Raw genomic sequence first — 25,318 nt, 5'->3', positions numbered from 1 at the left:
GCGGAATGTCGGACGTGCCAGCGACCCCGCGACCGCCCTCCAACTCGACCGAGCCGCGGCAGCGGGCGGTGAAGGCGGTCATTCCGGCCGCCGGTCTCGCCACCCGCTTCCTGCCGGCCACCAAAGCGGTCCCCAAGGAACTCCTGCCGGTCGTCGACCGGCCGGTCCTGCAATACATCGTGGAAGAGGCGGCGGCCGCCGGCATCACCGACATCCTGTTGGTCACCGGCCGGGGCAAGACCTCGATGGTCGACCACTTCGACCGGCAGCCCTATCTGGAGAGCCGGCTCGAGGAGAAGGGCGACGTCGAGCGCCTCGCCGCCGTGCGCAAGCCCGCCGAGCTCGCCGAGATCTACACGTGCCGGCAGGGCGAGCCGCTCGGCCTCGGTCACGCGGTCGGCATGGGCGACTCACACGTCGGCGACGCGCCGTTCGCGGTGCTGCTCGGTGACGAGTTCGTCGACGAGTCCGAGCCGCTGCTGCCGGCGATGATCGACCTACAGCAGCAGACCGGCGGCATCGTGCTGGCCTTCCTCGAGGTGCCCCGGGAGGAGGTCAAGCGCTACGGCATCGCGTCGGTGGCGGAGGCCGAGCCGGGTCTGGTGCCCGGCGCCGAGGTGGTCAAGGTGACCGGCCTGGTGGAGAAGCCGTCGCCGGAAGAGGCGCCGAGCAACCTCGCCGTGCTGGGCCGCTACGTGCTGCCCGGGAAGATCTTCGAGACGATCCGGCAGACCAAACCCGGCAGCGGCGGCGAGATCCAGCTCACCGACGCGATGCAGACGTTGCTCGACGAGGGCACGCCGGTGCACGGCATCATCTACCGCGGCACCCGCTACGACACCGGGATGCCGCTGGGCTACCTGCAGGCGGTCGTGCAGATCGCCTGCCAGCGCGACGACCTGGGCCCGGCCTTCCGTTCCTGGCTCGAAGAGTTCGTCCGAGCGGGAGGAGTCGGCTCATGACGCAGACAGCCGACGCGGCGGAGGTCGCCGCCCGAGAGCTGACCCCGCTGGCCGACTATCTGGGCAGCGCGCTGCGGCGGCTGCGCGCCCTGCCACCCCTCGACCTGGAGCTGACCCAGGCCTACGGCAACGTGCTGGCGCAAGACGTGCTCGCGCCGCACGCCTTTCCGTCGTTCGACCTGGCGGCGATCGACGGCTACGCGGCCCGCTGGGAAGACGTGTGCACCGCGGGCCGCGGCGCACCGGTGCGGCTCAACGTCATCGGCGACCTGTCGGCGTCGAGTTGGCGCCCGGTCCGGCTGACCCCGTCGACCTGCTTCTCGGTCGCGGCCGGCGCGCCACTGCCCGGTGGCGCCGATGTCGTCGTCCCGATCAACTGGACCGACCAGGGCATGGCCGCGGTCGAGATCTTCCAGCCGCCGAAGCGCGGCTCGGGCCTGCGCCGCGCCGGCGACGAGTTGGCCGCCGGCTCGGTCCTCGCCCGGGCCGGCTCGACGATCAGCCCGGCCCTGGTCGCGGCGTTCGCCGCCACCGGCATCGGGCACGTGGTCGTCCGCTCCAGCCCGCGGGTGGTCATCATCGCCACCGGCGACGAGTTGGTCGAGGTCGGCCGGGGCAGCCAGCCCGGCCAGGTGGTCGACGCCAACTCACACGCGCTGACCGCGGCGGCGGCCGAGGTCGGCGCGCTGGCCTACCGGGTCGGCATCTGCGACGACGACCCGGAAGGGCTGCGCGCGCTGCTCGAAGACCAGACGCTGCGGGCCGACCTGATCATCACGACCGGCGGCACCGGCACCGGTCCGGGCGACATGGTGCGGCGCATCCTGTCCCGCCGCGATCAAGGACGCGCCGGACCCGTGGCCTTCACCGAGGTCGCCCTTTACCCTGGCACCACGCTCGGATTCGGCACGGTCGGCGCGGAGGAGGTGCCCGTGGTCTGCCTACCCGGTGACCCTGGCGCGGCGCTGATCGGCTTCGAGGTGCTGGCCCGCCCGGCGATCCAACTGCTCGCCGGCGCCGAGCCGGTGTTCCGCCCGAGCGTGCGCGCCCACCTGCTCGACACCGTCACCTCGCCGGCCGGCCTGCGCGAGTTCCGCCCGGCCCACGTCGCCGAGCGGCGTGGCGGTGGCTACACGGTGCAGCCGCTGCACGGCGGCCCCTACACCCTGTCTGGCCTGATGGAGGCCAACGGCCTGGTCGTGCTCGGCGAGCGGGTGACCGCCGCGGCCGCTGGCTCCACAGTAGATGTGCTGTTGTTGGACCGACGAAAGTGATGCCGTTCGGCGCCGCACCCGGTTGGCCCGTCGTCCTGCGCGACGGGCCGGTCACGCTGCGCCCCTACCGCCGCTCCGACGCGGCAGCGTGGTCGGAGGTGCGGCGCTCCAACCGGGCCTGGCTGGCGCCGTGGGAACCGTCGGCGCCAGGCGACTGGAACGAGCTCAACTCGGTGGCCGCCTACCGGTTCGTCCAACGTGACCAGCGCAAATCCGCCCGCCGGGGCGAGAGCATGCCGTTCGCCGTATGCCTCGACGACCGTTTCGTGGGGCACATCAACCTCGGCAACGTCGTACGCCGGGCGTTCTGTTCGGCTTATGTGGGTTATTGGGTCGACGGGCGTGCCGCGGGCCGGGGCGTCATCCCGACCGCGCTGGCCTTGGTGGTCGACCATGCGTTCCGCCACGGGGGTCTGCACCGCATCGAGGTCAACATCCGGCCGGAAAACAAACCCTCCCGGCGCGTGGTGGAGAAGCTCGGTTTCCGCGAAGAGGCCTACCATCCCCGTTACATGCACATTGACGGCGCCTGGCGTGACCACATCGGATACGCGATGACCAGCGAGGAAGTCGCGGCCGAAGGCGGCCTGCTGGCCCGTTGGCACCGACTGCGGGCGAACGCATCCTGATCTTGAGCAAGTCGGCGCGTTGCGCCACATAGTTCGGTACCCGCCCGTAACCTCGAATTACGAACGTACGGCAACCTCATCAATCCGCATGATCGGGTTGTCACCGTAAATTGACGGGAGGGGTGAGGGTGCCGACCTCGGTGCTCCTCGCTGTCCTCGCCGCGGCCGGGCTGCTCGCTCTGGCGCCGGCCCTGGTCCGGCGCTACGACGCGACCGAGCGCCTCGTGGCGGAGAGGGCACTGTCGACGGCCCGCGTGCTTTCACGCCGCCGCCGCAGCCGCACCGTGCCCGGCCGCCGCCCGATCCGCGGCAGCCGCGCGGTGGTCCCTCCACTGCGCCCGGAAATCCCCGTCTCGGCGCCACCCGTGTCGGCGCCGCCGGTCTCCGCGCCACCCGCACCCCGCCGTTCCCCGCGCCTGCGGGCCGTGCCGCCTGGGGTCCGGGCACGGCCGTCCCGCCGTCCCCCGCAGCGGCGCCACGCCACTGCGGTCTACCGCCGCCGGCGGGTGCTGGCCGCCCTGGTGCTGCTCAACCTCGTCGAGCTGGTCGGGGTGTTCCTGGTCGGGCCGGGTTTCTGGGTCGGTGTCGCGGTGACCGGCAGCCTGCTCGTGGTCTATCTGGTGCACCTGCGCAGCCGGGCCCTGGCCGACCGGGCACGGCGGCGGCAGATGGCCCGCCGGGCGGCATGGCTGGCGGCCCGGCAGGCGGAGGTGCGGGCGGAGCAGGCCCGGCGGGCCGAGGCCCGGCGGGAGCAGCAGCGGCGGCTGGCCGCACAGCGGGAAGCGGTCCGCAGAGCCGCGATGGGCCTGGACCGCCCGGCCGACCTGCCGCCGGCGGCTACGGGCTCGGTCTCCTACCGTCGGGCCGGCGGGCTGCGCGGCCGCGCCTACGAGGCCCGGCGCAGCAACACGGCGTAGGGGTGGCTCGCGGGTCAGGGTGGTGCGCCGCCTGGGGCCGGCGGAGTGCCGGCCTGATCCGCGAGCCACCCCCGTGGGGCGGTTCGCTGTCTGGACGTCCTACCTGTTAGCCTTATCGCCGGTTCGCTGGACGTTGTTCAGCGGCGGGGCTGTGGCGCAGACCGGTAGCGCACCTCGTTCGCATCGAGGGGGTCAGGGGTTCAAATCCCCTCAGCTCCACCACCGTAGGCCCAGACGCTGAGCGCGTCTGGGCCTCAACATTTCAAGGGCTGCCAAGCAATAAAAGACCCGGCCCCACGAGGGGACCGGGTGGTGTATGCGGCTAAATTTAGCCGATGCCCACGGTCATTCGCAACCCCGTCGGGCGCCTACCAATCTGACGGCTTGGCGAATGTGCCGGCCGGATCGCTCAGCTGACACGCGCGGAAGTCACCGGCCGTCAGTCGCTGCCACCAATGTGATCCGACACCTTCGTCGGGTCTTCCTCTCAGGGCACCGGCCAGAGGATTCTTCGACGGGTTGAGTAAACCGATCGGCACTTTCGACCTTGCGAATGAGATCGGAAAGCTCAGGTCGCTGTCGTTCGAGATCAGAATTGCCGCGTCGACGCGCGACGTGAGCACGTCAACGAGGAGGTGGGAGGCGACGTTGACGTCGGAGCCCTTCTCTTCGCGGTGTGCGAAAGAAACCATGAACTGGGCATCTGGCACCGGATTTCCTTGCCCATCGCGGATCATGACCGGCCATCCGGAGGTGACCAGCTGCGGGCCGCCCTGCCTGCTGGGGGCCTTGACCGCGAGCGGCGCAACCTTGACTCGCGACACGTAACTGCCGTATTCGACATGATCGACGCTGTTGCCGGCCGCGATCGCCTTGAGGTAGACGTCCTGGTCGTTGAATCCCGACAGGTTGCTTGCGGCGTCGATCAGCGCCGTGCAATAGACGACTCGATCAATAGTGGCGTGCGGCCAGTGCGCACCCGCGAGCCGCTCTGCGAGCGCGCGGATATCGAGCCACCGCCAACCGGCCGTGCCACGGCCGCAAAGTCCGCGGGCACCGTAATAGAGGTTGTATCCATCGACGTAAACACCGACGCGCACCGGCGAACGCTATCAACAAAGGCGCCGCGCCGATGCCCGCTAGAGGAGCGTTAGTTGCTCTGGCTCGGGTGGTGGCTCCGGAAGTTGGCGTTCGAAATTGTCCTTTCGATCAAGGCCATGCCGCCGCGCTGCCTGGCGGACCCGCGCCGTGATCTCTCGTTGGTATTCCTTCGGCAGATAGGAACCACCCCGATAGAGCGCCCGGTAGCGCGGCACCAGCGCCGGGAACTCGCGGGCCAGCCACTTCGCATACCAGTCGCGGGTGCCGGGTCGTAGGTGTAGCGAGATGCCGGCCACGCCCGACGCGCCGGCCGCCGCGGCCGCCGCCACCGTGCGGTCGATCGACTCCTCGTTGTCGGTCAGGCCCGGCAGGATCGGTGCGACCAGGATGCCCACCGCGAAGCCGGCGTCGGTCAACGTGCGGACCGCGTCGAGGCGGCGGCGGGGGCTGGGCGTGCCGGGCTCGACCCGGCGCCACAGCTCTTCGTCGACGAAGCCGATCGAGAACGACAGGCCGACCGAGGTCACCGACGCGGCCTCCCGCAGCAGCGAGAGGTCGCGGAGGATCAGGGTGCCCTTGGTCAGGATCGAGAACGGGTTGGCGAAGTCGCGCAGCGCCGACAGGATCTGGGGCATCAGTTTGTAGCGGCCCTCGGCCCGCTGGTAGACGTCGACGTTGGTGCCCATCGCGATGTGTTCGCCGCGCCAGCGGCGGGCGCCCAGCTCCTTGCGGACCAGCTCGCCGGCGTTGACCTTCACGATGATCTTGCTGTCGAAGTCGTGGCCCGGGTCGAGGTCGAGGTAGGTGTGCGTGTTGCGGGCGAAGCAGTTATGGCTGACCACGCCGTTGGCGATGAAGTCGCCGGTGCCGGTGGTGATGTCGTAGAGGGTCATCTCGCCCTCGAGCGGCTCGACCTTGAGCACGTCGAGCGGCACGTTGGACTTGAGCGCCAGGCCCTCGATCGAGCGCTTGCGGGTGGTCGCCGGGTCGGTGGTGTGCAGGAAACGCAGGCGCGCGGCGAGGCCGCCGACGACGCGGACGAACCAGCCCCGGGCTCCCCCGCCGGTGCGCCGGACCACGAAGTCGAAGCCGAGCTCGCGCAGCGCGGCCGCGACCTCGTCGATCGTCTCCCGGTCGATGCTGCCGATCCGCAGCGCGGTGCCGTTGTGTGCGCCCTGCGCGTCGAACACTCCCGCCAGGAAGCCTTTTCGCCAGTCGTCGCTGGGTGTAGATGGCGCGGAGATCCGGCCCGCCGCGGCCAGCCGGGCCAGGTCGGGGTCGGCCTCGCGGAGGAAACGGCGGGTGCGGGCGAGCGGCTGGGCCTCGGTCACGTTGGCGTCGCCGCGGCTCATGCCGCACAGATAGCCCGCCCGGTAGTCGGGAGTGTCGGCCGGGCCGGTCGCGAACCGGCCGACGCCCATCAGCTTGTTGCCGCTGGTCAGGTGGGGGCGCTGGTCAGCGCCACCCATCGTGCCGGTGACGTGTTTCCACCCGCGCTCGGTGAGGAAGCGGTGGTCGCCGCTGGCGACGAGTTCGGTGCCGTCGGCCAGGGTGACCCGGTAGGCGGGCTTGGTCGTCGTCCAGTGCGCCAGCACCTCGGTGGTGACGTAGCGCCGGTAGGTGCCGGAGCGGGCCGTGCCATAGATCCGGTCGCCGACGACCAGGTCGCGCAGGGCGCGGGTGCGGCCGTCGGCCATCAGGATCTCGGTGTCGCCGGCCAGGCAGTAGGTGCACGCGTGGCTGCAACCCCGGTAGGGGTTGATCGTCCAGTCGAAGCCCATCCGGGAGTTGCCGGGCACCCGGTTGATGACCGACTTGGCCCGCACCTCGTAGAAGGTCATGCCGGCGAAGCCGGGCGTGTCGAAGGTGCGCGCGACTGCGCCGGGAAGCGCCAGCGGCAGGGGTGGTGTCGCCGGCGCCGCCCGGGCGGGGCCGTCAGCCCCGTCAGGGACGTCTAAGTCGGGGAGAGCCGACAGGTTGTCCCAACGCATTACCCGATTCGAACACGTGTACGAGCATGATTGCAAGCGCGCAGGTCACAAGCGCGAACAGGGCGCCCCGTGACAACGGGACGCCCTGTTCGAAAGGGGGGAGGTCAGTGGTTGTGGCTGTGACCGGTGTGCTCGTGCTCGGCGAGCTGCTTGCGCACGTCTTCCATGTCGAGCGCCTCGACCTGCGAGATCAAGGACTCGACCGCCGACTCGGGCAGCGCGCCCGGCTGTGCGAAGACGATCACGCCGTCGCGCAGGGCCATCAGGGTCGGAATCGACCGGATGTCGTAACGCGCGGCCAGCTCGACCTGCGCCTCGGTGTCAACCTTGCCGAACACCACGTTCTCGTGCTTCTCGGACACCCGGTCGTAGACCGGAGCGAAGCGCAGACACGGCCCGCACCAGCTCGCCCAGAAGTCCACAAGAACGATGCCGTCACCGCCGGTGACCTTGTCAAAGTTCTCGGTCGTCAGCTCAACGGTCGCCATGGATCACTCCGATCGGTCTCGTTCGCGCCTCGTACGAGGCATCCGAGGGTGTCAACGATCCGGGGGTGCGCCACATTCCCAGGTGCGCGCCGCCGGAGCGGCGAAGGGCTTCAAGATCCGCATCGCGTACGGTGATGGGAGCGATTCCATATCGTCTGGCCCATCCTGCCGCCGTTATTCATCTACCCCGCTCGGTCAAGGGAAAACGGCACGGGTGACGAACCGTCCTGAAGTCGATCACTCTTACGATAAGTAAGGTTGCGAAACAGTAACGGGTGACCCCCGTCACTTCCCGAAGGGTTTTCCGGTACCGGTTGGTCCGGCAAAATCAGACGGACAAGCGTGGACGGCGGGTGCCGGGGAGGGCCCCGCCGTTCATTGCGTCTCCCCCCGGTTCGCCAGCCCGTTATGGTGCGGGAATGCGGTTCGGGCGCTACTACGAAGAGTTCGAGGTCGACGACGTCTACCGGCACTGGCCCGGCAAGACCGTCACCGAGGCCGACGATCACCTCTTCTGCCTGCTGACGATGAATCACCATCCGTTGCACCTCGACGCGCACTACGCGCAGACCGCGACCGAGTTCGGCCGCAACGTGGTGGTCGGCAACTTCATCTACTCGCTGCTCCTCGGCATGTCGGTGGCCGATGTGAGCGGCAAGGCGATCGCCAACCTCGAGGTCGAGTCGCTGCGGCACGTCGCGCCGACGTTCCACGGCGACACCCTCTACGGCGAGACGACGGTGCTCGACAAGCGCGAGTCCGGCTCGAAGCCCGACCGGGGCGTGGTGACCGTCGAGACCCGCGGCTACAACCAGGACGGGACGCTGGTCTGCGTCTTCCGGCGCAAGGTCATGGTGCCCAAGCGGGTGCACGGCGCCAACGCCGGCGGCCTCGACCCCGAGCGCCCGAGCTTCCCGGAACCCCTGCCTCGGTAGCCCCAGAAACTGGCTGGTCGCAACAGGCCAAATCCGGCATATGCTGACCTTGGGAGGTCGTTATGCCTAGCCAGTCCGCGCCCGGCGATCCGCTTTCATACCCGATCCACGGATTTCCCAACGTCGCCATCGACGCGTTCACCGCTGACCAGTGGGAACTCCTCGTGCGGCTACCCGGGCGGGTGATCGTGGCCGCGACGCACACCGGCAACTCCGGCCGCACCGTGCAGGAAGGGCTGGCCGGCCTCGAGGCGATGGCCGCCGGCCGCGCGTTCGACAGCGACCTGGTCCGCGCCGTCGTCGCCGCCGTCTACGCGGAACGGCTGCCCAACGGACCCACCCGCCCCGCCGGCGACCTGCTCGACGAGTGCCGGGCGGCCGTGCGGATCCTGGGCCGGGCCGACCCGGCCGACTCCGCCGCCTACCGGCAGTGGGTGCAGTCGATCGCCGCCCGAGTCTGCGCCGGCGGTCGCGGCGTGCGTGGCCCGGCGGCCGAGCAACTCGGCCCGGCCGACCGCAGGTTCCTGGCCGATCTCGGGCATGCCCTGGGCATGGTCTGATCATCGGGCCGGTTCGCGCGCCGTCGCGCGTACCCCCTAATCTGCCGGACGTGGAACCGGAGGGTGAGATCGGCGTCGGACCGTGGCCCGGTCCGTGGCCGTCCGACCCGAAATACGACCCGCAGCTACTCGCGGAGGGTGATCGGCGAAACGTCGTCGACCGTTATCGCTACTGGCGGCACGAGGCGGTGGTCGCCGACCTCGACGAGCGTCGGCATGGTTTTCATGTCGCCATCGAGAACTGGCAGCACGATTTCAACATCGGCACCGTGGTGCGAAATGCAAATGCATTTCTTGCGGCCGAGGTGCATGTGGTCGGTAACCGTCGGTGGAACCGCCGGGGCGCCATGGTGACCGATCGGTATCAGCACGTCCGGCACCATCCCACGATCGAGGATTTCGTCGCCTGGGCGCACGGCGCCGACCTGCCGGTGATCGGCATCGACAACCTGCCCGGGTCGCGCCCGCTGGAGACCGTGACGCTGCCCCGCCGCTGCGTGCTGCTCTTCGGCCAGGAGGGCCCGGGCCTCTCGGAGACCGCCCGCGGCGCCTGCGACCAGCTCTTCTCGATCGCGCAATACGGCTCGACCCGGTCCATCAACGCGGGCGTGGCCAGCGGCATCGCGATGCACGCCTGGATCCGGACGTACGGGGAGCCACCACCCGAACAGGTTTGACCGAAAGAGCCGGATTGCTTGACCTCGGTGCCGACCGCGAGGAGCGTAGCGGTGTGGGCATGTCGGTGAGTTGCCCGAGATGCGGTGGCGGCGTTCGGCCACCGGACCTGATGCGCGCCGATTGGCGCTGCGACGGGTGCGGTGACGTGCCACCGCTGCACATCGCCGAGCACAACAACGCCGAGATCGTGAAGTCCGTGATCAACACGGTCGCCGCCGGCACCCCGGCCAACCGGGCGGCGATGCCGCTCTGGTGCACCTGGCCGTTGCTGCTCGACTGGACGGTGACCGGTGTCGCCTGGGCCGGTGACGATCACTCCGGCGTCCGCGCGACGGCCCTGGCCTGCAGCGGGCCGGCACCGTTCGGTGGCGGGCCGGCCGATCTGGTGATCGTCGCCGAGGAGCCGGGCGTCGGGCTGGGCAACCGGTTCGCCGGCCTGGCCGGCAGCGATCCCGGCGCCCACCTGGTGCACGACCTGACCCGGACCGACCCGGGCCCGGGCGAGGCGCACGGCGCGCACGCCAAGATCAAAGTAGACGGCCACCCGACTCCACTGTGGTCCATCTCGTCGGCTGACGACCGCAGCGCGTACGTCGGGGAAGCGCGTGGAATGTGGCTTTATGCCATAGCTTGGCCGGCACACGCCGGCTACGTCCTCGCAGAGCACGTCGTGTTGCACGATCTTTGCGAGTGGCTCCCCCCGGAACTCGTGTACGGTGCTCCTTCTCCGTACCTGCATGGCCTTGCCTGAGGCGGCCGTTCCCGCTTGTGCGGATTGTGCTCAGTTGATTCAACCTGAGCACAACGACTGATACTCTGAGCCTGCCGCGGCAAGTTGCCGGCGCCGCGACAGAGGGGGATGGGCCGCAATGCTCAAGAAGATCCTCACTTGGGGCGGAATCGCGTTCCTCATATTCTTCATTGCCTTCCGCCCTAACGAGTCTGCCGATGTGTTCAAGAACATCGGCGGCGGCATCATGGATGTCGCCGAGGGCTTCGGCGACTTCTTCACGAGCCTCGTCGCCTAGGCGCCTCCGTCACCTATGGACCGACCGTCCACCCCGCCACCAGACCCTGACGAGTCCGATCGCGACCGCTGGGCGCGCGAAGGCGCGCCCATCGACGACGGACCCGGCTACAGCGACGGCCCGGCCTACTCGCCCAGCGCGGGTTATTCGGAGAGCGCCGGCTTCGGCGACTCGGCCGACTACGCCACCGGCGAGACCGCTCGGCCCCGTGGTGGCTACACCGCGACCGACATCTCCGAAGAGGACCTCGCCGGTCTCCAGGTCGACGCGTCCGGCCTCCCGCTGGGCCCCCGCCGGGTGCTGCCCCTCGAAGACGAGCCGACCCCGCTGGTCTCCCGCTACCTCTTCCCGACCGAGCGCTACCGGGGCGAGTGGAAGCGGCACTGGATCCACCTGAGCACGCCGCTCCTCGTGATCATCCTGGCCACGTTCATCCTGGGCTACCTGTCCGGCTTCCTGTTCCGGCAGGAGGCGACCGGCCTGACCACGGCCGCGATCCTGGTCTGGGTGGGCATTTTCGGGTGGGTCGCCTGGAAAGTCGGCGACTGGTATTTCGACCGCTTCATCCTGACCAACAAGCGGGTCATGGTGGTCAGCGGCATCATCACCCGGCGGGTCGCGATGATGCCCCTGCTGCGGGTCACCGACATGAAATACGAGCAGTCGCCGCTCGGTCGCGCGCTCAACTACGGCACGTTCGTGCTCGAGTCCGCGGGCCAGGAGCAGGCGCTGCGCGAGATCAAGCACCTGCCCAACCCCAACGAGCTCTACCTGCGCGTTGTCGAGGAAATGTATGAGCCGCAGGCCGTCGAGGCCCGGCTCGGCAAAGACGCCGACGAGGCCCGCGCCGACGACGGGGCATAGCGACACCCGCCGATCGATTCCGCAACGACAACCGTTCGCCCGTTTACCGGTTCGCCCTGGTGTGTAAGTCTGCACCCACGCGCAACCGCAGGGAGGGCGTCCGGTGACGGACAGGCACTCGGTCGAAGACGACTTTCGCGAGTTCGTCGCCGCCCGTTCGCCCGCGTTGCTGCGCACCGCGTATCTGCTGACGGGCGACTGGGCGACCGCCGAAGACCTGTTGCAGACCGCTTTGACCAAGATTTACCTGGCCTGGCGGCGGCTCGGCGAGATCGAAGCGGTCGAACCCTACGCCCGGCGGGTGCTGGTCAACACCTCGATCAGTTGGTGGCGCCGACGTTGGCACGGCGAGCGCCCGACCGAGGTGCTGCCCGAGCGGGCCGTCGCCGACAAGGTCGACGAGCAACTCGAACGCGACGCCCTCTGGCGCCACGTGCAGTCGCTGCCGGCCCGGCAGCGTGCGGTGCTGGTGCTGCGCTTCTACGAAGACCTCTCCGAGGCACAGACCGCCGCGATCCTCGACATCTCCACCGGCACCGTGAAGAGCCAGACCTCCCGCGCCCTCAGCACGCTGCGCGGCCGGCTCGGTGCCGAGCGAGCCGCCGACCAGGCCCGCGTCGACGAGTTGGCCGCACAGGCCGAGCCGCCGCGGATCCCGCGCCAGGCACCACCGCCGGTGCGCCCGGTGCGCGCCCCTGCCCCCCGCATTCCCGCGCCGGCGGGAGGACTGGAGGGGCGCTGATGCTCGAAGAGACATTGCGCCGCGCGTTCCACGACCGGGTCGAACTCACCCCGGCCGGCACCGACCGCGCGGAAGACATCATCCACCGCAACCGCCGGAGCCGCCGGTGGCGCAAGGGCTTCACCACGCTCGGCGCCCTGCTGGCCTTCGCGCTGCTGGTCGGCGGCGTCACCGGCTGGCAACTGCTGCGCTCGCCGCGCCCCGGCTACGACTCGTCGGTCTTCGCGGCCGACCCGACCGCGCTGCCGCAGCCCGCGACGAGCGCGTCGATCAACGCGCACGAGGTCGCCGGTCTCGGCCTCGACCTGCGGATCGGCGATCTGCTGTGGACCACCGACGGCCGCCGCCTCGACCTGGGCGGGTTCGGTGCCGTCGACCGCGCCTACCGGGTGCCGGCCGGCTGGCTGTTCGGCAGCACTGGCGGCGTCTACCTGCAACCGGTCGACGGCCTGCCGGTGCAGATCGCGCCCGAGGGCAGCCGCTGGTCGGTCAGCGAAGACGGCCTGCGGATCGCCCTGGTCACCGGCGGCAAACTGTCGTTGGCCGACCTGAGCCGCGAGGGAGCCAAGCCGATCGGCACCGCCACCGTGCCGGCCGACGCCGCGCCGACCGCGATGCTCGGCACCCGGGTGCTGGTCGCCGGCAACGCCGGCAGTTCGCGCGGCTATGAGTTCGTCACCGTCAACGACACCGCCGGTGTGGCGAGCCCGGTGTGGAACCCGACCGTCTCCGGCGTCTTCGGCATCCGCAGCGACATCGCGGTCGGGCTGGCCCGCACCGAAAACCAGGAGCAGCTCTGCCTGGCGGCGCTGCACCCCGACGGACCGACCATGTCGATCAGGCCGACCAAGGTCTGCGGCCTCGCCTCGCCCGCCGAGGGCCTGGCACACAGTCTCTCCCCCGACGGCGGTTGGCTGGCCGAGCCGGCCGGCGACGAGCTGTCGCTGTTCAGCGTCGACAGCGCGCTGGCCGCCGGTGACACCGCGGCCAAGAAGTGCGCGGCGGCGGGCGTACGCTCGCCGATCTGGGTCGACAGCTCCACCGTTGTCGCGGCCTACGACGGCGGCGTCGTCCGCTGCCAGACCAACGGTGTGCGCAAGCTCCTCTCGGTGCCCAAGGCGGCCGGCAGCGCCTGGGATCTGGTGCCCCGCCTGGGGTCCACCGAGGGCTGAGCCCGGTAGCCTCGGCCTCGATGATCCGCATCGACCTGCACGCCCACTCGACCGCCAGCGACGGCACGCTGACCCCGGCCGAGCTGATGGCCGCGGCCGCCACGGCCGGGCTCGACGTGGTCGCGATCACCGACCACGACACGACCGCCGGGTGGGCCGCGGCGGCGCGGGCCCGCCCGCCTGGCCTCGCGCTGGTGCGCGGTGCGGAGCTGTCCTGCCGGTGGCACGGCGCGGAGCCGCCGATCTCGCTGCACCTGCTGGCCTACCTCTTCGACCCGGCGTACCCCTCGCTGGTCTCCGAACTTGCCCGGGTGCGCGCCGCGCGCGAGGTGCGGGCCGAGCGGATCATCGGCCTGCTCCGGACCGACGGGCACGATGTGACCTGGGAAGAGGTCCTGGAATACGCCGCCGGCGGCACCGTCGGCCGACCGCACATCGCGCAGGCGCTGATCCGGGCCGGCCTGGTCGGCTCGACCAGCGACGCGTTCGCGCCCGAGTGGCTCGGCCGGCGCTACCGCGTGCCGAAGGCCGAACTCGACGTCTTCGACGCCCTGCGGCTGGTGCGCGACGCTGGCGGGGTGGCGGTCTTCGCACACCCTCGGGCCACCCGGCGCGGTCGGATCGTCGCCGACGAGCTGATCGTCTCGCTCGCCCGCGAGGGCCTCTTCGGCTTGGAGGGCGACCACACCGACCACACGCCGGCGGAGCGAGCCCACGTCCGCGCGCTCGCCGAGGGCCTCGGGCTGGCGGTCACCGGATCGTCCGACTTCCACGGCACGCACAAGTCGGTGACGCTGGGTGCCGAGACCACCACACCCGGCGTGTACGAGCGCCTGGTCGCCACCTCCTCCGGGGTCACACCCGTGCTGCGCTGACGCGAAAGATCGTCACGTACCGTCATCGCGTGGATTTGAAGGTATTCGGCGAGGTCATCGTCACTCTCCTGGTGATCATGGACCCTCCCGGCATGGTGCCGATCTTCGTCGCGATGACCGGCAACATGGCGGCGCGCGACCGCCACAAGGCCGCGTGGCAGGCGGTGTGTCTCGCGCTCGGCGTCATCGTGCTGTTCGCGGTGGCCGGCCAGAACCTGCTCGAATACCTGCACGTCTCGCTGCCGGCCCTGCAAGGCGCGGGCGGCCTGCTGCTGATCATGATCGCCCTGGAGCTGCTGACCGGGAAGACCGACGACCCGTCGCCACACTCGACGTCCAACATCGCGCTGGTGCCGCTCGGCACGCCGTTGCTGGCCGGCCCCGGAGCGATCGTCGCGACCATGCTGTTCGTGCAACGTTCGGACGGCGCCGGCGACTACGTAGCGGTCGGCTTCGGCATCCTCGTCGCCATGCTCGTGGTCTGGCTGGTGCTGCGCTACTGCGGCGTCGTCGTCAAGATCCTGCGCCCCGGCGGCATCGAGGTGCTGACCCGCATCGCCGGCCTCCTGCTGGCGGCGATCGCGGTGCAGCTGATCGCGGACGCCATCTTCGCGTTCGTCGACACCTACCGGGCGGGGTGACCATCCGGGGTTGTCGTACCCGGATGGGAGGATTCTCCCGTGCGCAGGCCAACCTCCCCAGCCGGCCGGGCTCCGGCGCCCCGGGCCGAGCAGCTCGGTTTCGCCGGCATGCCCGAGCGGCTCTTCGTGTGCACGCCGAGCAAGCTCGGCGCTTACACCGACTGCCCCCGCCGCTACCGCTATTCCTACGTCGACCGCCCGACCCCGCCCAAGGGCCCGCCGTGGGCACACAACTCCCTGGGCGCGAGCGTGCACACGGCGCTGCGCGGCTGGTTCGCGCTGCCACCTGAGCGCCGCACCCGCGAGGCCCTGCCGGGCCTGCTCAAGGGCACCTGGGTCCGCGAGGGCTACCGCGACGACGAGCAGGAGCGGGCGATCTACCGGCGCGCCCTCGACTGGCTCGAGGGTTATGTCGGCGGCCTCGACCCCGACGCCGAGCCGGTGGGCGTCGAGCGGGTGGTCGCGGTCAAGACGTCGGTGCTGGCCTTCAACGGCCGGGCCGACCGCATCGACGCCCGCGGCGCCGAGCTGGCCATCGTCGACTACAAGACCGGCCGCACAGGCCTCGACACCGACGACGCCCGCGGCTCCCAGGCGCTGGCGCTCTACGCCTACGCGGCCGAGCGGGTCTTCCGCCGCCCCTGCCGCCGGGTCGAGCTGCACCACCTCCCGACCGGCACGATCGCGGCACACGACCACACCGAGGCCTCGATCGCCCGCCAGGTCTCCCGAGCCGAAGACACGGCCCGCGACATCCTCGACGCGGAAAAGTCGGTCGCGGCCGGCGCCGACCCTGACGACGCCTTCCCGACGACCCCGGGCCCGATGTGCGGCTGGTGCGACTTCAAACGCTCCTGCCCAGCCGGCGCCGACCTCCCGGTCAAAGACCAGTGGTCCGCGGTCGAGCGGGCCTTGACGGGCTAGACCGCCAGACGCACCCGGTGGTTCGGCCTTGACCGGCTAGGCCGCCAGACGCACCCGGTGGTCCGGCCTTGACCGGCTAGACCACCAGACGCACCCGGTGGTCCGGCCTTGACCGGCTAGACCACCAGACGCACCCGGTGGTCCGGCCTTGACCGGCTAGACCACCAGACGCACCCGGTGGTCCGGCCTTGACCGGCTAGACCGCCACACGCACCCGGTGGTCCGGCCTTGACCGGCTAGACCACCAGACGCACCCGGTGGTCCGGCCTTGACCGGCCTACACCGCCACACCCTCCGGCAAGATCGGTGGTCCGACCTTGACCCGCCTACACCGCCACACCCTCCGGCAAGGCCGGTGGTCCGACCTAGACTGGCCTGCACCGCCTCACGCTCCGGAAGGGCCGCTGGTTCGCCCTTGACCTGGCTAGACCGCCAGGCGCTCCGGAAAGACCAGCCGGCAGGCCGGCGACAGCGGGCCGGTGCCGTCGGCCTGGTCCCATACGCGCTCGACCGCGCGAGACAACACCTCGACCTGCTTGGCGGCGCGGGCGCCGCGCGACCTGCTGGCTTCCCGTGCCACCGCCCGCCACCCGCCGTCTGACGTGCGTCGCTCCGAGTTGGCGAGTGGCTGCAGCCGCTCCTGGAGCCGATGCTCGAGCGCCAGACCGACGAGTGACGCGCCGAGCGCGTCCGTCAGCGGCGCCGCCTCGGGCAGCCGGGGCCACGCGACGACCAGCACCTTGTGCCAGATCTCGGGCGGAAAGGTGTTGGCCAGGTGGTGGCTCTCGCCGACGGGCAGGTCCCGCAGGCGGCGCTGCGCTTCCGTGGTTTGGCCGACGTAGAGCAGCCCCATCCGGAGCCAGATGCCGTAGACCACCGGCCCGTCGATCGCGGCGCTGTCCGGCGTCGGTCCGGCCAGGGCCTCGCCCAACCGGTGCGCGAAGGCGTAGCGCCGCCGGCGCCACGAACGCGCGGCCTCCCGACTCTCGGTCAACCGGTGCAGCGAGCCGCGCCAGGCCAGGAAGTCATCGTCGCTCGCCATCAGGCTCCGTTCCGCAGGAGGCGCCGCCGCCAGGGTCAGGTGCGATCGTCGCCCCGATCCTGCTTCCGGATCAACTTCCGGTCGGCTCAAGCCGGGATGCGGAACTCCGCGACATACGCCTGCGGCGATCCGCCCAGGCCGCCGTGCCAGCGTGACAGCGTCTGCTCCGCCGTCGTCTGGAAGGTGTCGCAGATGCGCTCCAGCGGGTCGAGGTAGGACAGCACCTCGGGTGGTTCGATGCCGGCCGCCACCCGGGCCGCCAGGCCGCCGCGGGCCAGTCGGAGCAACTCGCGGGTCAGGTCGCAGGCGCTGAACGGCCCGATCGCCGCGGCCAGGCCCTTCGCCGCCACCTCGTCGGTCGCGCGTTCGAGTTGGTCCACGGTCAGGCTTTCGAGCAGGGCGATGGCGGCGCGGCGGGCCGGTGCGTCATAGGTCAGGCCGACCCACATGGCCGGCGCCGCCGCGAAGAACGGCCAGGGCAGGCCGTCGCACGCCCGGGCCTCGATCGTGCGCCGGACCCGCACGTGTGGCCAGGTCTGTGACAGGTGCAGCGCCCAGTCGTCGAGGGTGGGCCAGGTGCCGTCGCCGAAGCCCTGGTCGAGCACGGTCGCGAACGGGACCGCCGGTGCGGGCACATGGGTGCCGCCGGCCGACCGGTAGATCATCGGTAGCCGGACCGCCCAGTCGACCAGGTCAGACACCGTGCAGGTGGCGCGCGACCCGGCCGCGACCACGCCGCACCTAGCCGGCTCGAACCGGCGCCAATACTGCATCCGGCGGGACAACGCGCCCGTCTCGACGCCCTCGGCGATCGGTGAGTTGACGAACAGCGCGCTGACCGCCGGCGCCGCCAGGACGTGTAGCCGGACCTTTTCCAGCAGGTCGGCCTCGGAGACAAAGTCGAGTGAGGTCTGCGTCGACAGGGTCAGACCCATGACCTCATCGGCGTACGCCCCGTCGGCGCCGAGACTGCGGAAGTAACGCCGCATGATGTCGACCCGGGGCTTCGGGATCCACGGGATGTCGGCGCGGGTGGCGAACGGAATGTTGCCGCCCGACAGCAGCGCGACGCCGTGCCCGGCCGCCACCCGAGCGGCCCGTTGGAGGTCGCTGCGAGTCTGTTCCACAGTGGCCGAAAGGGTGGCGTGTGGCGCCGAAGCGTATTCGAGTGCGCCACCGGTCTCCAGGCTGAAGCTCGCACCATCGGGTAGGTCAACTCCGACCGGGAATTCGCCGTCGAAGAAATGCGCGCCGTCGAACTCGTCGACAAACGCTTTCAGCAGTCGGCGGGCCGCCGGATAAGGAACGCACAGACCGGTGGCCGGGTCGACCAGACCGTGCTCGACCTCGACACCGACCAGCTCGACCGGGCACGGACCGACCGCGAAAAGGTCGGCCAACCCGGCCCGGGACAACCGCTTCTCGTCGCTCACCGGCGGCCTCCTGGTTGTTTCCCGCACTGCGATCCTGCCCCATCCCGACGATCGCCAACCGCTGTTTCCGGCAAGATGGCCTTCGCCGAAAACAGCTTCTCCAACGACGATTTCCTTTCCGTCGCCGATGTCACCAACCCGACCGAGATCGCGACCGATAGGTGGTGGATGGGTGGTCACTACGGATGACCCCGCCACCTCCGCGCGGCACGCTGGTAGCACCCACGACGAAGGAGACGGCATGACTGGCGGCGTGCTCAACGAGGCATACCAGCGGTTCCACCGGACGGGGCCCGAGTGGGGCGAGGACCAGTTGACCAACCACGGCCCGATGGCGGTCGAGGTGATGATCAGGCGGGGGTACGCCGATCAGGTCGACGGCTGGGTCGACCGCTACACGCGGCGGCTGGACCCGTTGCCCCCGCCCAGCGACCGGATCACCGACGACACCTGGGCCGAGGCGCTCGGCGCGGGGCGGCGACTCGGCGACTGGACCGCCTATTTCACCGACCGGGTCGCCGAGGAGCCCTGGCGCGACGTGCTCGCCCGCTGGTGGCCGCGGCTGCTGCCCGGCATCGCGGCCGGCACCACGCACGGCGTCATCCGGGTCGGCCATGTGGTCCGGGCCCTGCTCGCCGGTGCGGAAAACGAGCAGTCGCTGGCCGAGCTGGCACACGGGCTGGCTTTCTGGGCGACCCGCTACCAGCCCGTACCCGGTGCTGATCCGGCCGTGACCGGGCCACCCGCGGCGTCCGCCGGCGCCGCGTTCGACGCCCTCCCCCGCATCCCACACCAGCGTGGCCGGGTCGCCGACCGGTTCGGCCAACTGTCCCGGATGGACGGCTGGCCGCGTGCGGTCGCGACGCTGGATGCCACCACCGACCCGGAGCGGGCGCTCACCGACCTGGTCACGGCGGCGACGCTGAGCTATCTGCGGCACGGGCACGCCAGCCCGGTCCTGCTGGTGCACACCGCCACCGCACCCAACGCGGTGCTGCACACGCTGCCCGCGCTGCCCCGGGAGCTGTGGGCACCGAGCGCGGCGGCGGTGTGGGCGGCGAGCGCGGCCATCCATGCCGGCTGGGCACCGGCCGACGCCGCACCGCGCGCGATCCTGCCGACGCCACCGGGCGGCCCCGACGCGGTGGCCGAGGCGGTCGACCAGGCCATCGCGCACGGCGACGAACACGTCATCAAGTTCACCGACACGGCGGTCGAGGTCTACTGCCGGACCGGCCACCTCGACGCCCTGGCCGCGGCCAGCCGCAGCGCCGCCCTGATCACTCCGTAACGACCTGGACGCCCGGCCAGCGCTCGGCCGGGCGTTGCCGGGCCAGGCGCTGGCGGGACTGCTCCATCGTGGTCCGTCGTGGGTTGTGTCGCCAGATGCCGCCGAGCAGGTCGGTCAGGCCGTAGGGGGCACACATTTCCAGCTCGCCGGCAGCGTCGAGCCGGACCGCGACGGACGTTGCCGTCTCCGGCCAGGTCGCGACCGCGTCGGCGATGCTGAGCAGCGGCGGCACGGGCGCGCCGCCGAAATGCGCCGGGAACCAGGTGTGTACGGCCGCCTGGTTCGTCGCCTCCCACGGCACCGCCGGCAGCAGGGTCGCCAGCAGCTCGGTCGCGGCCCGGTCGCGGTGCAGGTCGGTCGGGTCGAAGAAGGCCACGTCGACGTCCTTGACCCGGGATGCGTCGAAGCCGGGCCCGAAGCGTTCGTCCCACACCAGGTCGCGCAGCACGCCCGCGCCGATCCACGCGTCCGGCAGGCCGGAGCGACGCACCGCCGTGAGCGCGTCCCACAGCCAGGGACAGGCCGCCACGAGCGCGGCGAGCTCAGCCAATGAGTTCGTCGGTGCGGACGAAGTCGGCGACGGCCGACGCGAAGACGCGGGGCTGGTCGAGCGGGATCAGCGTGGCGGTGTCGTCGACCTCGACCAGGCGGGCGTTCGGGAGCAGCTCGGCAAGGCGACGGCCGTGCGGCGGCGGCATGACCCGGTCGCCGCGGGCCCAGAGCACCAGAGCCGGGCCGTCGAAAGCGGACAGTCGCGGGACGGCCAGCCGGTTGAGCACGTCGCGGTCGGCGCGGATCGCCCGGAGCATCCGGGTGGCGTCGCGGCGGATCGCCGGATCGCGCAGCACCGGACGGACCCAGCGGGCGGTGTGCGCGTCGCCGCGCTTGGTCAACCAGCCGAACGCGACCGGGAGGCGGCGCAGCGCGCGGATCCGCATCTGCGTCATGAACAGGCCGAACAGGCGTGGCGGGAGCAGGCCGGTCAGCACCAGGGTGCGGCCGGTCAGGCCCGGTGGCACGTTGTCGAACGCCTCGCAGGAGGCGAGCACCAGGCGGGACACCCGCGCGGCGCCGTCGGCCACGACGAGTTGGGCCAGCGCGCCGCCCGTGTCGTTGCCGACCAGGGTGACGTCGTGCAGGTCGAGCGCGGCCAGCAGGTCGGCCACCAGCCGGGCCAGGCCGGGCAGCGAAAGGTCGGCGTCGGGGTGGGCGGGCACCTGGTGTGCGCCCATCGGCAGGGTCGGCACGACGCAGCGGTGGTCGGCGGCGAGGGCGCTGACCGTGTCGTCCCAGAGCGAGCCGTCCATCAGCATCCCGTGCAGGAACACGATGGTCGGTCCGCTGCCGCCGGTGTCGGTGTAGGAGATCGGGCCCGCCGAGGTCTGGATGGTTTCCATGTCGGGGTCCCCCTTCCAGGTCGTCTACCTCGAAGTGAACCACGCGGTTCGCAAAGCGTCTACCCCGCCGCCTCCTCGCGGTCGAGGGCCCGGCCCAGCGCGACGAAACCGGCCTCGACCCCGACCGGGTCGCCGCCGCTGGTGCGCAGGTCGATCAGGAAACCGCGCAGCGTCGCCAGGATCATCGCGGCCACGTCGGCCTTGCGTTCCTGTTCCCATCCGGGCGGGCAGAGTGACACGAGTGCCGGGAGATACTGCTGCGTACCGCCCCGGGCCAGCCCGCCGTGCCGGTCGGCGTCGTAGATCGCCAGCCCGATCGCCTGGTCGAGCACCCACGACTCGCCGCTGGTCAACACCGGCCAGAGCGCGCGGACCCGGCCGGCCAGCGTGGGCTCGTCGGCGGCGGCGCCGAGGCTGCGCGAGATCCGCAGCTCGCGGAGCTGGGCCACCGCCCGTTCCAGCAGATCCTCGGCGCTGTCGAAGTGGTAGAGCAGCACCTTGTGGGTCGTGCCGGCCGCCCGCGCCGCCCGGCGCAGCGAGAAGTCGACCAGCCCGTTGACGGCCAGGTCCTCGGTCACGAGGTCGAGCAGCTCCCGCCGCCGCGCCTCACCCCGCGGCGACCCGGCCGAACGCCGATAGGTCATGACTTCGAGTCTCCTAGAGCAGGTCGACGCGGGTGCCGGCGCCCGCGCGAAGGGCGTGTTGGTAGACCGCCCAGGACAGGGCGAGGTCCTGCCACGGTAGGCCCACCGGGCTGTAGACGCTCGGCCGCGACGGCGGTGCGGCCGCCGGCAGCGAGCCGCGCAGGATCTCGCCGAGCGTGCCGGCACAGGCGGTCGCGTCGAGGCCCGCGCTGCCCAGCGCGCCGCCGGTCAGCGCGAGGTCGACGTCGTCGACGATCAAGCGGCTGGCCGCCAGCAGGTCGGCGGCCAACTCCTGCTTCCCCGGCTCGTCGGCACCCAGCGAGGTCAGGTGCTGGCCCGGCCGGACGTCGGCGAGCCGCAGCAGCGGCGTCCGGGACCAGGTCGCCAGCACGACCACATCGGCCGTCGCGGCAACCTCGATCGCCGACGGCGAGACCTCAGCGGGCAGAGCCGCGGCGCGGGCGGGGTCCAGGTCGGTCGCCACGATCCGCGACCACGGTCGCAGGTGGCGCAGGCCGGCCAGCGTCGTCGCGGCCTGCGCGCCGGCACCGACGAAGCCGAGCGTCGCGGCCCGCGGGGGCGCCAGCGTGTGCGTGGCCAGCGCCGCCGCCAGCCCGGTGCGCCACGCGGTCACGCTGGCCGAGTCGAGCAGCGCGAGCAGCTCACCGTCGGCAAGGGCGTGCAGGCAGACCACGCCGCGCAGCGCGGGTGTCGCGGCGGGGAACTTCGCATTGACCTTCACGGTGTACGCCGGCACGTCCGTCAACCAACCCGGCATCAGGCAGGTCGCCGTGCCCGGGCCGGGCAGGTCGGTGCGGATCCGCAGCGGTGCCGGACCCGCCGCGTCGGCCCGGTAGCCCGCAGCCAGCAGGTCCAGCACCGCGTCGAGGTCGACGGCCGCGCCGATCTCCCGCCGGCCAAGGATCAACGTCATGCGGCCAGTCTGGATCAAACGAAAGCCACCCCCGCCCGTCAGGGCGAGGGTGGCCAAGGAAGAGCGTCAGCGCCGGCCACCGTGATCGTCGCCGCCGCGATCGTCGGAGCCGTGCCCGCCGCGGTCGCCGCCCCGGTCGTCGTTGGCGTCGTGGTTCGCGCCGTCGTCGCTGCCGACGCGGTCGCCGCCCTTGTCGTCGTTGGCATCGTGCGTCGGGCTGTCGTCGCCGCCAACCCGGTCGTCGGTCGCCTTGCTGTCGGCCTTGATGACCTGGCCGGTGGCCCGGTCGACGTAGATGTCGTGCTCCACGCCGGACCGCACGACCTCCACCTTCCAGGTCGAGAAGCCGTGCTCGAACTCGGCCTCGGTCTTGGTCACGGTCCCGCCGCCGACCCGGCCGACCGCGATCCGCCGCGCCTCGGCGGCGCTGATGTTGCCGGCCAGCGGCGGCTGCGTGCTGGTCGCCGAGTCGTCCGGGCTGGGCGAGTCATCGGGACTGGGCGAGTCAGCGGGGCTGGGCGAGTCAACGGGGCTCGGCGTGTCGTCCGGACCGGGGTTGTCGTCGAACGTCGGCGTGGGGTCGTCGGTGGTGACCGAACTGCTTGACGGCGTAGGCCCGTCGTCGCTGGTCGCGGCCAGCGCCGTGCCCGTGACGGCGAGAGCCGCCATGCCGGCCAGCGTGACGATCACCGGTGTGCGCTTCATTGTTGTGACCTCCGTACTCGGGGATACCCAAGAGGTTCGTCCGGAGGCGGATAGCAGCGCGCTGTGCGATCGCTAAGGACGGGTTAAGAGCGCGGCGGTGGGCCGAGCCGCAGCACGACCACCGCGCCACCACCCGGATTGTTCGAAATATCTAGCGCACCGCCGGCCGCCTGCCGGGCGATGTCGAGACCGAGGCCGGTGCCGCCGCCCTGCGACACGCCCCGCGACACCGCCGCACCGGCCAGCCCCGGGCCCGCGTCCGACACCACCAGCACCCGGTCGGCCGACAGCGACACCGCGAACGGCGTCCCGTCGGGCGTGTGCGCGAACACGTTGCCGAGCAGGGCGTCGACGGCCGCGGCCAGCTCGTCGGCGGCGACACCGACCAGCACCGGGCCGTCGACCAGCGACAGCCGCATCGCCCGGCCGGTGTCCTCGGCCAGCACCGACCAGAACTCGACCCGGTCCCGCACCACCGCGACCGCGTCGCAGAACGCGTCGGTCGACTCGGCGCTGCGCCATCGCGCCTGCCGGATCAGCCCGGTCACCGCCCGCTCCAGCGAGTCGACGCCCGCGGTCACCCGGGCCCGGTCATCGGGATCGCCTACCGACTCGGCTTCGAGCCGCAACGCGGTCAACGGGGTACGCAACCGGTGCGACAGGTCGGCCACCTGCTCGCGCTCCTCGCGCAACAGCACCTGGATCCGCTCGGCCAGGTGGTTGAGGGCCCCGGCCACCTGGCGCAACTCCGGCGGCCCGGCCGGCATCCTGGCCCGGGCACCGAGTTCGGCCCGCGCCAGCCGGTAGGACACCGCCGACAGCTCGTCGATCGGCCGCACCAGGCTGCGCGCCAACCGGTCGGCAACCAGCAGGCCGAGCACGATCAGGAGCAGGCCCAGGCCCGCGAGCACCAGCCAGGCCCGGGTCACCCCGACGGTCAGATCAGCCGGGGGTACGACGGTCCGGATCACCGCCGTGCCATCCGCGCGGCCGACCCCGATCACGATCTCGCGGCCGCCGTCGAGGTCGGCGGTCAGGCTCGTCCCGGTCGCCGCCAGGTCCACCGCCGCCGTGCGGGGCTCCGGCGTGCCGACCGGGGCGCCGCCGTCGGGCAGGTAGACCGTGACCGTCCGTCCGGACATGGCGACCAACTGGTCGACGACGAGCTCGATGGTGGGACGGTCGCCGGTGCCGACCACCGGCACGATGCCCTGGATGTCGGCGGTGGCCCGGCCGGTCGCCCGATCCTCGGCGACGTCGCGGAGGAGCAGGGCCAGCGGCACCAGGAAGGCGATCAGGGTCAGCGTGGTGGTCGCGGCCACCAGCAGGGTCAGCCGGCGCCTCACGGGGCGCCGTCCGGTGCGGACAGGCGGACCCCGACGCCGCGGACGGTGTGCAGATAGCGCGGCGCGGCGGCGGTCTCCCCGAGCTTGCGGCGCAACCAGGACAGGTGCACGTCGACGGTCTTGTCGGCGCCGCCGTAGGGGATCTGCCACACCTCGGTCAGCAACTCCCGCTTGGTGACGACCTCGTCCCGCCGGGTCGCGAGGTGGTGCAGCAGGTCGAACTCGCGCGGTGTCAGGTCGAGTTGCGCGCCGTCCAGGCGTACCCCGCGTGACCTTGGTTGGATCTCCAGGCCGCCCACGACGATGGTCTCGTCGGGCGCGGCGGGCGACGCACCGCGGCGCAGCACCGCCCGGACCCGAGCGTCGAGCTGTGCGGCGGTGAACGGCTTGACCACATAGTCGTCGGCACCCGCGTCGAGCACCCGGACGATCTCCGCCTCGGCGTCGCGGGCGGTGGCGACGATCACCGGCACCCGGCTGACCGCGCGCAGCATCCGCAGCAGTTCGGCGCCGTCGACGTCGGGCAGGCCGAGGTCGAGCACGACCAGGTCGGGCTTGTCGTCGAGGGCGGCCCGCAGCCCTTCCATCGCGGTGCTCGCGGCCGCGACGGCGTGCCCGCGGTCGCGCAACGCCCGCAGCAGCGGCGTGCGGATCGCGGGGTCGTCTTCGATGAGCAGCAGGCGCGGCACAGCTCGCACCGTATCCCCCGCCAGCCCGGCCCGGCGCTGCCCTTAACCCGCTCTTA

28 protein-coding genes and 1 tRNA gene are annotated in these 25,318 nt (G+C 71.5%); 17 read left to right on the top strand and 12 right to left on the bottom strand.

Annotated elements, in window-relative coordinates:
- Positions 1-5: 5 nt before the first annotated feature.
- The 5 genes from DFJ67_RS14235 (at position 6) to DFJ67_RS14215 (ending at position 4,004) form a co-directional block, all read left to right on the top strand.
- Positions 6-962 (top strand): UTP--glucose-1-phosphate uridylyltransferase, encoded by a 957-nt coding sequence (locus DFJ67_RS14235; protein ID WP_116068317.1) that lies wholly within the window; start codon positions 6-8, stop codon positions 960-962.
- Positions 959-2,236: a molybdopterin molybdotransferase MoeA gene (locus DFJ67_RS14230; protein WP_116068316.1), complete on the top strand. Its 1,278-nt coding sequence runs from the start codon at positions 959-961 to the stop codon at positions 2,234-2,236. Before DFJ67_RS14235 ends, DFJ67_RS14230 begins: the two co-directional genes overlap by 4 nt.
- Entirely contained in the window at positions 2,236-2,865 is a 630-nt protein-coding gene (locus DFJ67_RS14225; RefSeq protein WP_116068315.1) for a GNAT family N-acetyltransferase, read from the top strand. The genes DFJ67_RS14230 and DFJ67_RS14225 overlap by 1 nt, the downstream gene beginning before the upstream one ends.
- A gap of 122 nt (positions 2,866-2,987) precedes the next feature.
- The gene (gene sepX, locus DFJ67_RS14220) at positions 2,988-3,782 is read left to right on the top strand and encodes a divisome protein SepX/GlpR (RefSeq protein WP_409362940.1); all 795 of its coding nucleotides are present in this window, start codon (positions 2,988-2,990) and stop codon (positions 3,780-3,782) included.
- A 145-nt stretch (positions 3,783-3,927) separates the two neighbouring features.
- Positions 3,928-4,004: transfer RNA gene (locus DFJ67_RS14215), tRNA-Ala, on the top strand.
- Positions 4,005-4,150: 146 nt separating this feature from the next.
- Here the strand turns inward: DFJ67_RS14215 and DFJ67_RS14210 are convergent.
- The 3 genes from DFJ67_RS14210 to trxA all read right to left on the bottom strand — a co-directional run bounded on the left by DFJ67_RS14210 (position 4,151) and on the right by trxA (position 7,362).
- Positions 4,151-4,882 carry an NYN domain-containing protein gene (locus DFJ67_RS14210; RefSeq protein ID WP_116068313.1) on the bottom strand — a complete coding sequence of 244 codons (732 nt, stop codon included), beginning with the start codon at positions 4,880-4,882 and terminating at the stop codon, positions 4,151-4,153.
- 39 nt (positions 4,883-4,921) lie between these two features.
- Positions 4,922-6,874, bottom strand: a complete 1,953-nt coding sequence (locus DFJ67_RS14205; RefSeq protein WP_116068312.1) for an intein-containing Rv2578c family radical SAM protein — start codon at positions 6,872-6,874, stop codon at positions 4,922-4,924.
- 104 nt (positions 6,875-6,978) lie between these two features.
- Positions 6,979-7,362, bottom strand: coding sequence for a thioredoxin (gene trxA / locus DFJ67_RS14200; RefSeq protein WP_116068311.1), 384 nt, complete (start codon positions 7,360-7,362; stop codon positions 6,979-6,981).
- Positions 7,363-7,781: 419 nt separating this feature from the next.
- Here trxA and DFJ67_RS14195 point away from each other — a divergent pair, with 419 nt between their 5' ends.
- The 11 genes from DFJ67_RS14195 to DFJ67_RS14150 all read left to right on the top strand — a co-directional run bounded on the left by DFJ67_RS14195 (position 7,782) and on the right by DFJ67_RS14150 (position 15,781).
- Entirely contained in the window at positions 7,782-8,297 is a 516-nt protein-coding gene (locus DFJ67_RS14195) for a MaoC family dehydratase (RefSeq protein WP_116068310.1), read from the top strand.
- Positions 8,298-8,359: 62 nt separating this feature from the next.
- The gene (locus tag DFJ67_RS14190) at positions 8,360-8,857 is read left to right on the top strand and encodes a hypothetical protein (RefSeq protein ID WP_116068309.1); all 498 of its coding nucleotides are present in this window, start codon (positions 8,360-8,362) and stop codon (positions 8,855-8,857) included.
- Positions 8,858-8,907: 50 nt separating this feature from the next.
- Positions 8,908-9,534: a TrmH family RNA methyltransferase gene (locus tag DFJ67_RS14185; RefSeq protein WP_116068308.1), complete on the top strand. Its 627-nt coding sequence runs from the start codon at positions 8,908-8,910 to the stop codon at positions 9,532-9,534.
- A gap of 59 nt (positions 9,535-9,593) precedes the next feature.
- Positions 9,594-10,286 (top strand): DUF6758 family protein, encoded by a 693-nt coding sequence (locus DFJ67_RS14180; RefSeq protein ID WP_308442547.1) that lies wholly within the window; start codon positions 9,594-9,596, stop codon positions 10,284-10,286.
- Between the two features lie 118 nt (positions 10,287-10,404).
- Positions 10,405-10,563: a hypothetical protein gene (locus DFJ67_RS42680; protein WP_170215836.1), complete on the top strand. Its 159-nt coding sequence runs from the start codon at positions 10,405-10,407 to the stop codon at positions 10,561-10,563.
- A gap of 15 nt (positions 10,564-10,578) precedes the next feature.
- Positions 10,579-11,427, top strand: a complete 849-nt coding sequence (locus DFJ67_RS14175; RefSeq protein ID WP_116068306.1) for a PH domain-containing protein — start codon at positions 10,579-10,581, stop codon at positions 11,425-11,427.
- A gap of 103 nt (positions 11,428-11,530) precedes the next feature.
- Positions 11,531-12,169 (top strand): SigE family RNA polymerase sigma factor, encoded by a 639-nt coding sequence (locus DFJ67_RS14170; protein WP_116068305.1) that lies wholly within the window; start codon positions 11,531-11,533, stop codon positions 12,167-12,169.
- Entirely contained in the window at positions 12,169-13,341 is a 1,173-nt protein-coding gene (locus DFJ67_RS14165) for a hypothetical protein (protein ID WP_116068304.1), read from the top strand. The genes DFJ67_RS14170 and DFJ67_RS14165 overlap by 1 nt, the downstream gene beginning before the upstream one ends.
- 20 nt (positions 13,342-13,361) lie before the next feature.
- Positions 13,362-14,216, top strand: a complete 855-nt coding sequence (locus DFJ67_RS14160; RefSeq protein ID WP_116068303.1) for a PHP domain-containing protein — start codon at positions 13,362-13,364, stop codon at positions 14,214-14,216.
- A gap of 29 nt (positions 14,217-14,245) precedes the next feature.
- Positions 14,246-14,857 (top strand): MarC family protein, encoded by a 612-nt coding sequence (locus tag DFJ67_RS14155; RefSeq protein ID WP_116068302.1) that lies wholly within the window; start codon positions 14,246-14,248, stop codon positions 14,855-14,857.
- A gap of 39 nt (positions 14,858-14,896) precedes the next feature.
- Positions 14,897-15,781 (top strand): RecB family exonuclease, encoded by an 885-nt coding sequence (locus DFJ67_RS14150; RefSeq protein ID WP_409362941.1) that lies wholly within the window; start codon positions 14,897-14,899, stop codon positions 15,779-15,781.
- 424 nt (positions 15,782-16,205) lie between these two features.
- On the opposite strand, the gene DFJ67_RS14145 is transcribed toward DFJ67_RS14150, so the two are convergent.
- A complete protein-coding gene (locus tag DFJ67_RS14145) occupies positions 16,206-16,823 on the bottom strand; it encodes a hypothetical protein (protein ID WP_116068300.1) in 618 nt (205 codons plus the stop codon).
- A gap of 86 nt (positions 16,824-16,909) precedes the next feature.
- Complete coding sequence (locus DFJ67_RS14140) at positions 16,910-18,256, bottom strand: glutamate-cysteine ligase family protein (RefSeq protein ID WP_170215834.1); 1,347 nt, start codon at positions 18,254-18,256, stop codon at positions 16,910-16,912.
- A 241-nt stretch (positions 18,257-18,497) separates the two neighbouring features.
- Here DFJ67_RS14140 and DFJ67_RS14135 point away from each other — a divergent pair, with 241 nt between their 5' ends.
- A complete protein-coding gene (locus tag DFJ67_RS14135; RefSeq protein ID WP_116068298.1) occupies positions 18,498-19,547 on the top strand; it encodes a questin oxidase family protein in 1,050 nt (349 codons plus the stop codon).
- Here the strand turns inward: DFJ67_RS14135 and DFJ67_RS14130 are convergent.
- The 7 genes from DFJ67_RS14130 to DFJ67_RS14100 form a co-directional block, all read right to left on the bottom strand.
- Entirely contained in the window at positions 19,537-20,097 is a 561-nt protein-coding gene (locus tag DFJ67_RS14130; protein ID WP_116068297.1) for a nucleotidyltransferase family protein, read from the bottom strand. The genes DFJ67_RS14135 and DFJ67_RS14130 overlap by 11 nt on opposite strands.
- Complete coding sequence (locus tag DFJ67_RS14125) at positions 20,090-20,944, bottom strand: alpha/beta fold hydrolase (protein WP_116068296.1); 855 nt, start codon at positions 20,942-20,944, stop codon at positions 20,090-20,092. Before DFJ67_RS14125 ends, DFJ67_RS14130 begins: the two co-directional genes overlap by 8 nt.
- 59 nt (positions 20,945-21,003) lie before the next feature.
- Positions 21,004-21,588: a TetR/AcrR family transcriptional regulator gene (locus DFJ67_RS14120; protein WP_116068295.1), complete on the bottom strand. Its 585-nt coding sequence runs from the start codon at positions 21,586-21,588 to the stop codon at positions 21,004-21,006.
- 13 nt (positions 21,589-21,601) lie between these two features.
- Positions 21,602-22,522 carry an ornithine cyclodeaminase family protein gene (locus DFJ67_RS14115; RefSeq protein ID WP_116068294.1) on the bottom strand — a complete coding sequence of 307 codons (921 nt, stop codon included), beginning with the start codon at positions 22,520-22,522 and terminating at the stop codon, positions 21,602-21,604.
- Between the two features lie 66 nt (positions 22,523-22,588).
- The gene (locus tag DFJ67_RS14110; protein WP_116068293.1) at positions 22,589-23,227 is read right to left on the bottom strand and encodes a PepSY domain-containing protein; all 639 of its coding nucleotides are present in this window, start codon (positions 23,225-23,227) and stop codon (positions 22,589-22,591) included.
- 83 nt (positions 23,228-23,310) lie between these two features.
- Positions 23,311-24,573 (bottom strand): sensor histidine kinase, encoded by a 1,263-nt coding sequence (locus DFJ67_RS14105; RefSeq protein WP_116068292.1) that lies wholly within the window; start codon positions 24,571-24,573, stop codon positions 23,311-23,313.
- The gene (locus DFJ67_RS14100; protein WP_116068291.1) at positions 24,570-25,262 is read right to left on the bottom strand and encodes a response regulator transcription factor; all 693 of its coding nucleotides are present in this window, start codon (positions 25,260-25,262) and stop codon (positions 24,570-24,572) included. Before DFJ67_RS14100 ends, DFJ67_RS14105 begins: the two co-directional genes overlap by 4 nt.
- Between the last annotated feature and the right edge of the window lie 56 nt (positions 25,263-25,318).

The sequence above is a fragment of the Asanoa ferruginea genome (assembly GCF_003387075.1).
Lineage (GTDB): Bacteria > Actinomycetota > Actinomycetes > Mycobacteriales > Micromonosporaceae > Asanoa > Asanoa ferruginea.
Note: the sequence above shows the minus strand (reverse complement) of the source record. Positions and strands in the feature narration are given on the sequence as shown.

Excerpts from the sequence above, each read along its gene's own strand:
- DFJ67_RS14235 (WP_116068317.1), top strand. The coding sequence starts at position 6 with ATGTCGGACGTGCCAGCGACCCCGCGACCGCCCTCCAACTCGACCGAG.
- DFJ67_RS14230 (WP_116068316.1), top strand. The coding sequence starts at position 959 with ATGACGCAGACAGCCGACGCGGCGGAGGTCGCCGCCCGAGAGCTGACC.
- DFJ67_RS14225 (WP_116068315.1), top strand. The coding sequence starts at position 2,236 with ATGCCGTTCGGCGCCGCACCCGGTTGGCCCGTCGTCCTGCGCGACGGG.
- DFJ67_RS14205 (WP_116068312.1), bottom strand. The coding sequence starts at position 6,874 with ATGCGTTGGGACAACCTGTCGGCTCTCCCCGACTTAGACGTCCCTGAC.
- trxA (WP_116068311.1), bottom strand. The coding sequence starts at position 7,362 with ATGGCGACCGTTGAGCTGACGACCGAGAACTTTGACAAGGTCACCGGC.
- DFJ67_RS14195 (WP_116068310.1), top strand. The coding sequence starts at position 7,782 with ATGCGGTTCGGGCGCTACTACGAAGAGTTCGAGGTCGACGACGTCTAC.
- DFJ67_RS14190 (WP_116068309.1), top strand. The coding sequence starts at position 8,360 with ATGCCTAGCCAGTCCGCGCCCGGCGATCCGCTTTCATACCCGATCCAC.
- DFJ67_RS14180 (WP_308442547.1), top strand. The coding sequence starts at position 9,594 with ATGTCGGTGAGTTGCCCGAGATGCGGTGGCGGCGTTCGGCCACCGGAC.
- DFJ67_RS42680 (WP_170215836.1), top strand. The coding sequence starts at position 10,405 with ATGCTCAAGAAGATCCTCACTTGGGGCGGAATCGCGTTCCTCATATTC.
- DFJ67_RS14175 (WP_116068306.1), top strand. The coding sequence starts at position 10,579 with ATGGACCGACCGTCCACCCCGCCACCAGACCCTGACGAGTCCGATCGC.
- DFJ67_RS14165 (WP_116068304.1), top strand. The coding sequence starts at position 12,169 with ATGCTCGAAGAGACATTGCGCCGCGCGTTCCACGACCGGGTCGAACTC.
- DFJ67_RS14160 (WP_116068303.1), top strand. The coding sequence starts at position 13,362 with ATGATCCGCATCGACCTGCACGCCCACTCGACCGCCAGCGACGGCACG.
- DFJ67_RS14145 (WP_116068300.1), bottom strand. The coding sequence starts at position 16,823 with ATGGCGAGCGACGATGACTTCCTGGCCTGGCGCGGCTCGCTGCACCGG.
- DFJ67_RS14135 (WP_116068298.1), top strand. The coding sequence starts at position 18,498 with ATGACTGGCGGCGTGCTCAACGAGGCATACCAGCGGTTCCACCGGACG.
- DFJ67_RS14125 (WP_116068296.1), bottom strand. The coding sequence starts at position 20,944 with ATGGAAACCATCCAGACCTCGGCGGGCCCGATCTCCTACACCGACACC.
- DFJ67_RS14120 (WP_116068295.1), bottom strand. The coding sequence starts at position 21,588 with ATGACCTATCGGCGTTCGGCCGGGTCGCCGCGGGGTGAGGCGCGGCGG.
- DFJ67_RS14115 (WP_116068294.1), bottom strand. The coding sequence starts at position 22,522 with ATGACGTTGATCCTTGGCCGGCGGGAGATCGGCGCGGCCGTCGACCTC.
- DFJ67_RS14110 (WP_116068293.1), bottom strand. The coding sequence starts at position 23,227 with ATGAAGCGCACACCGGTGATCGTCACGCTGGCCGGCATGGCGGCTCTC.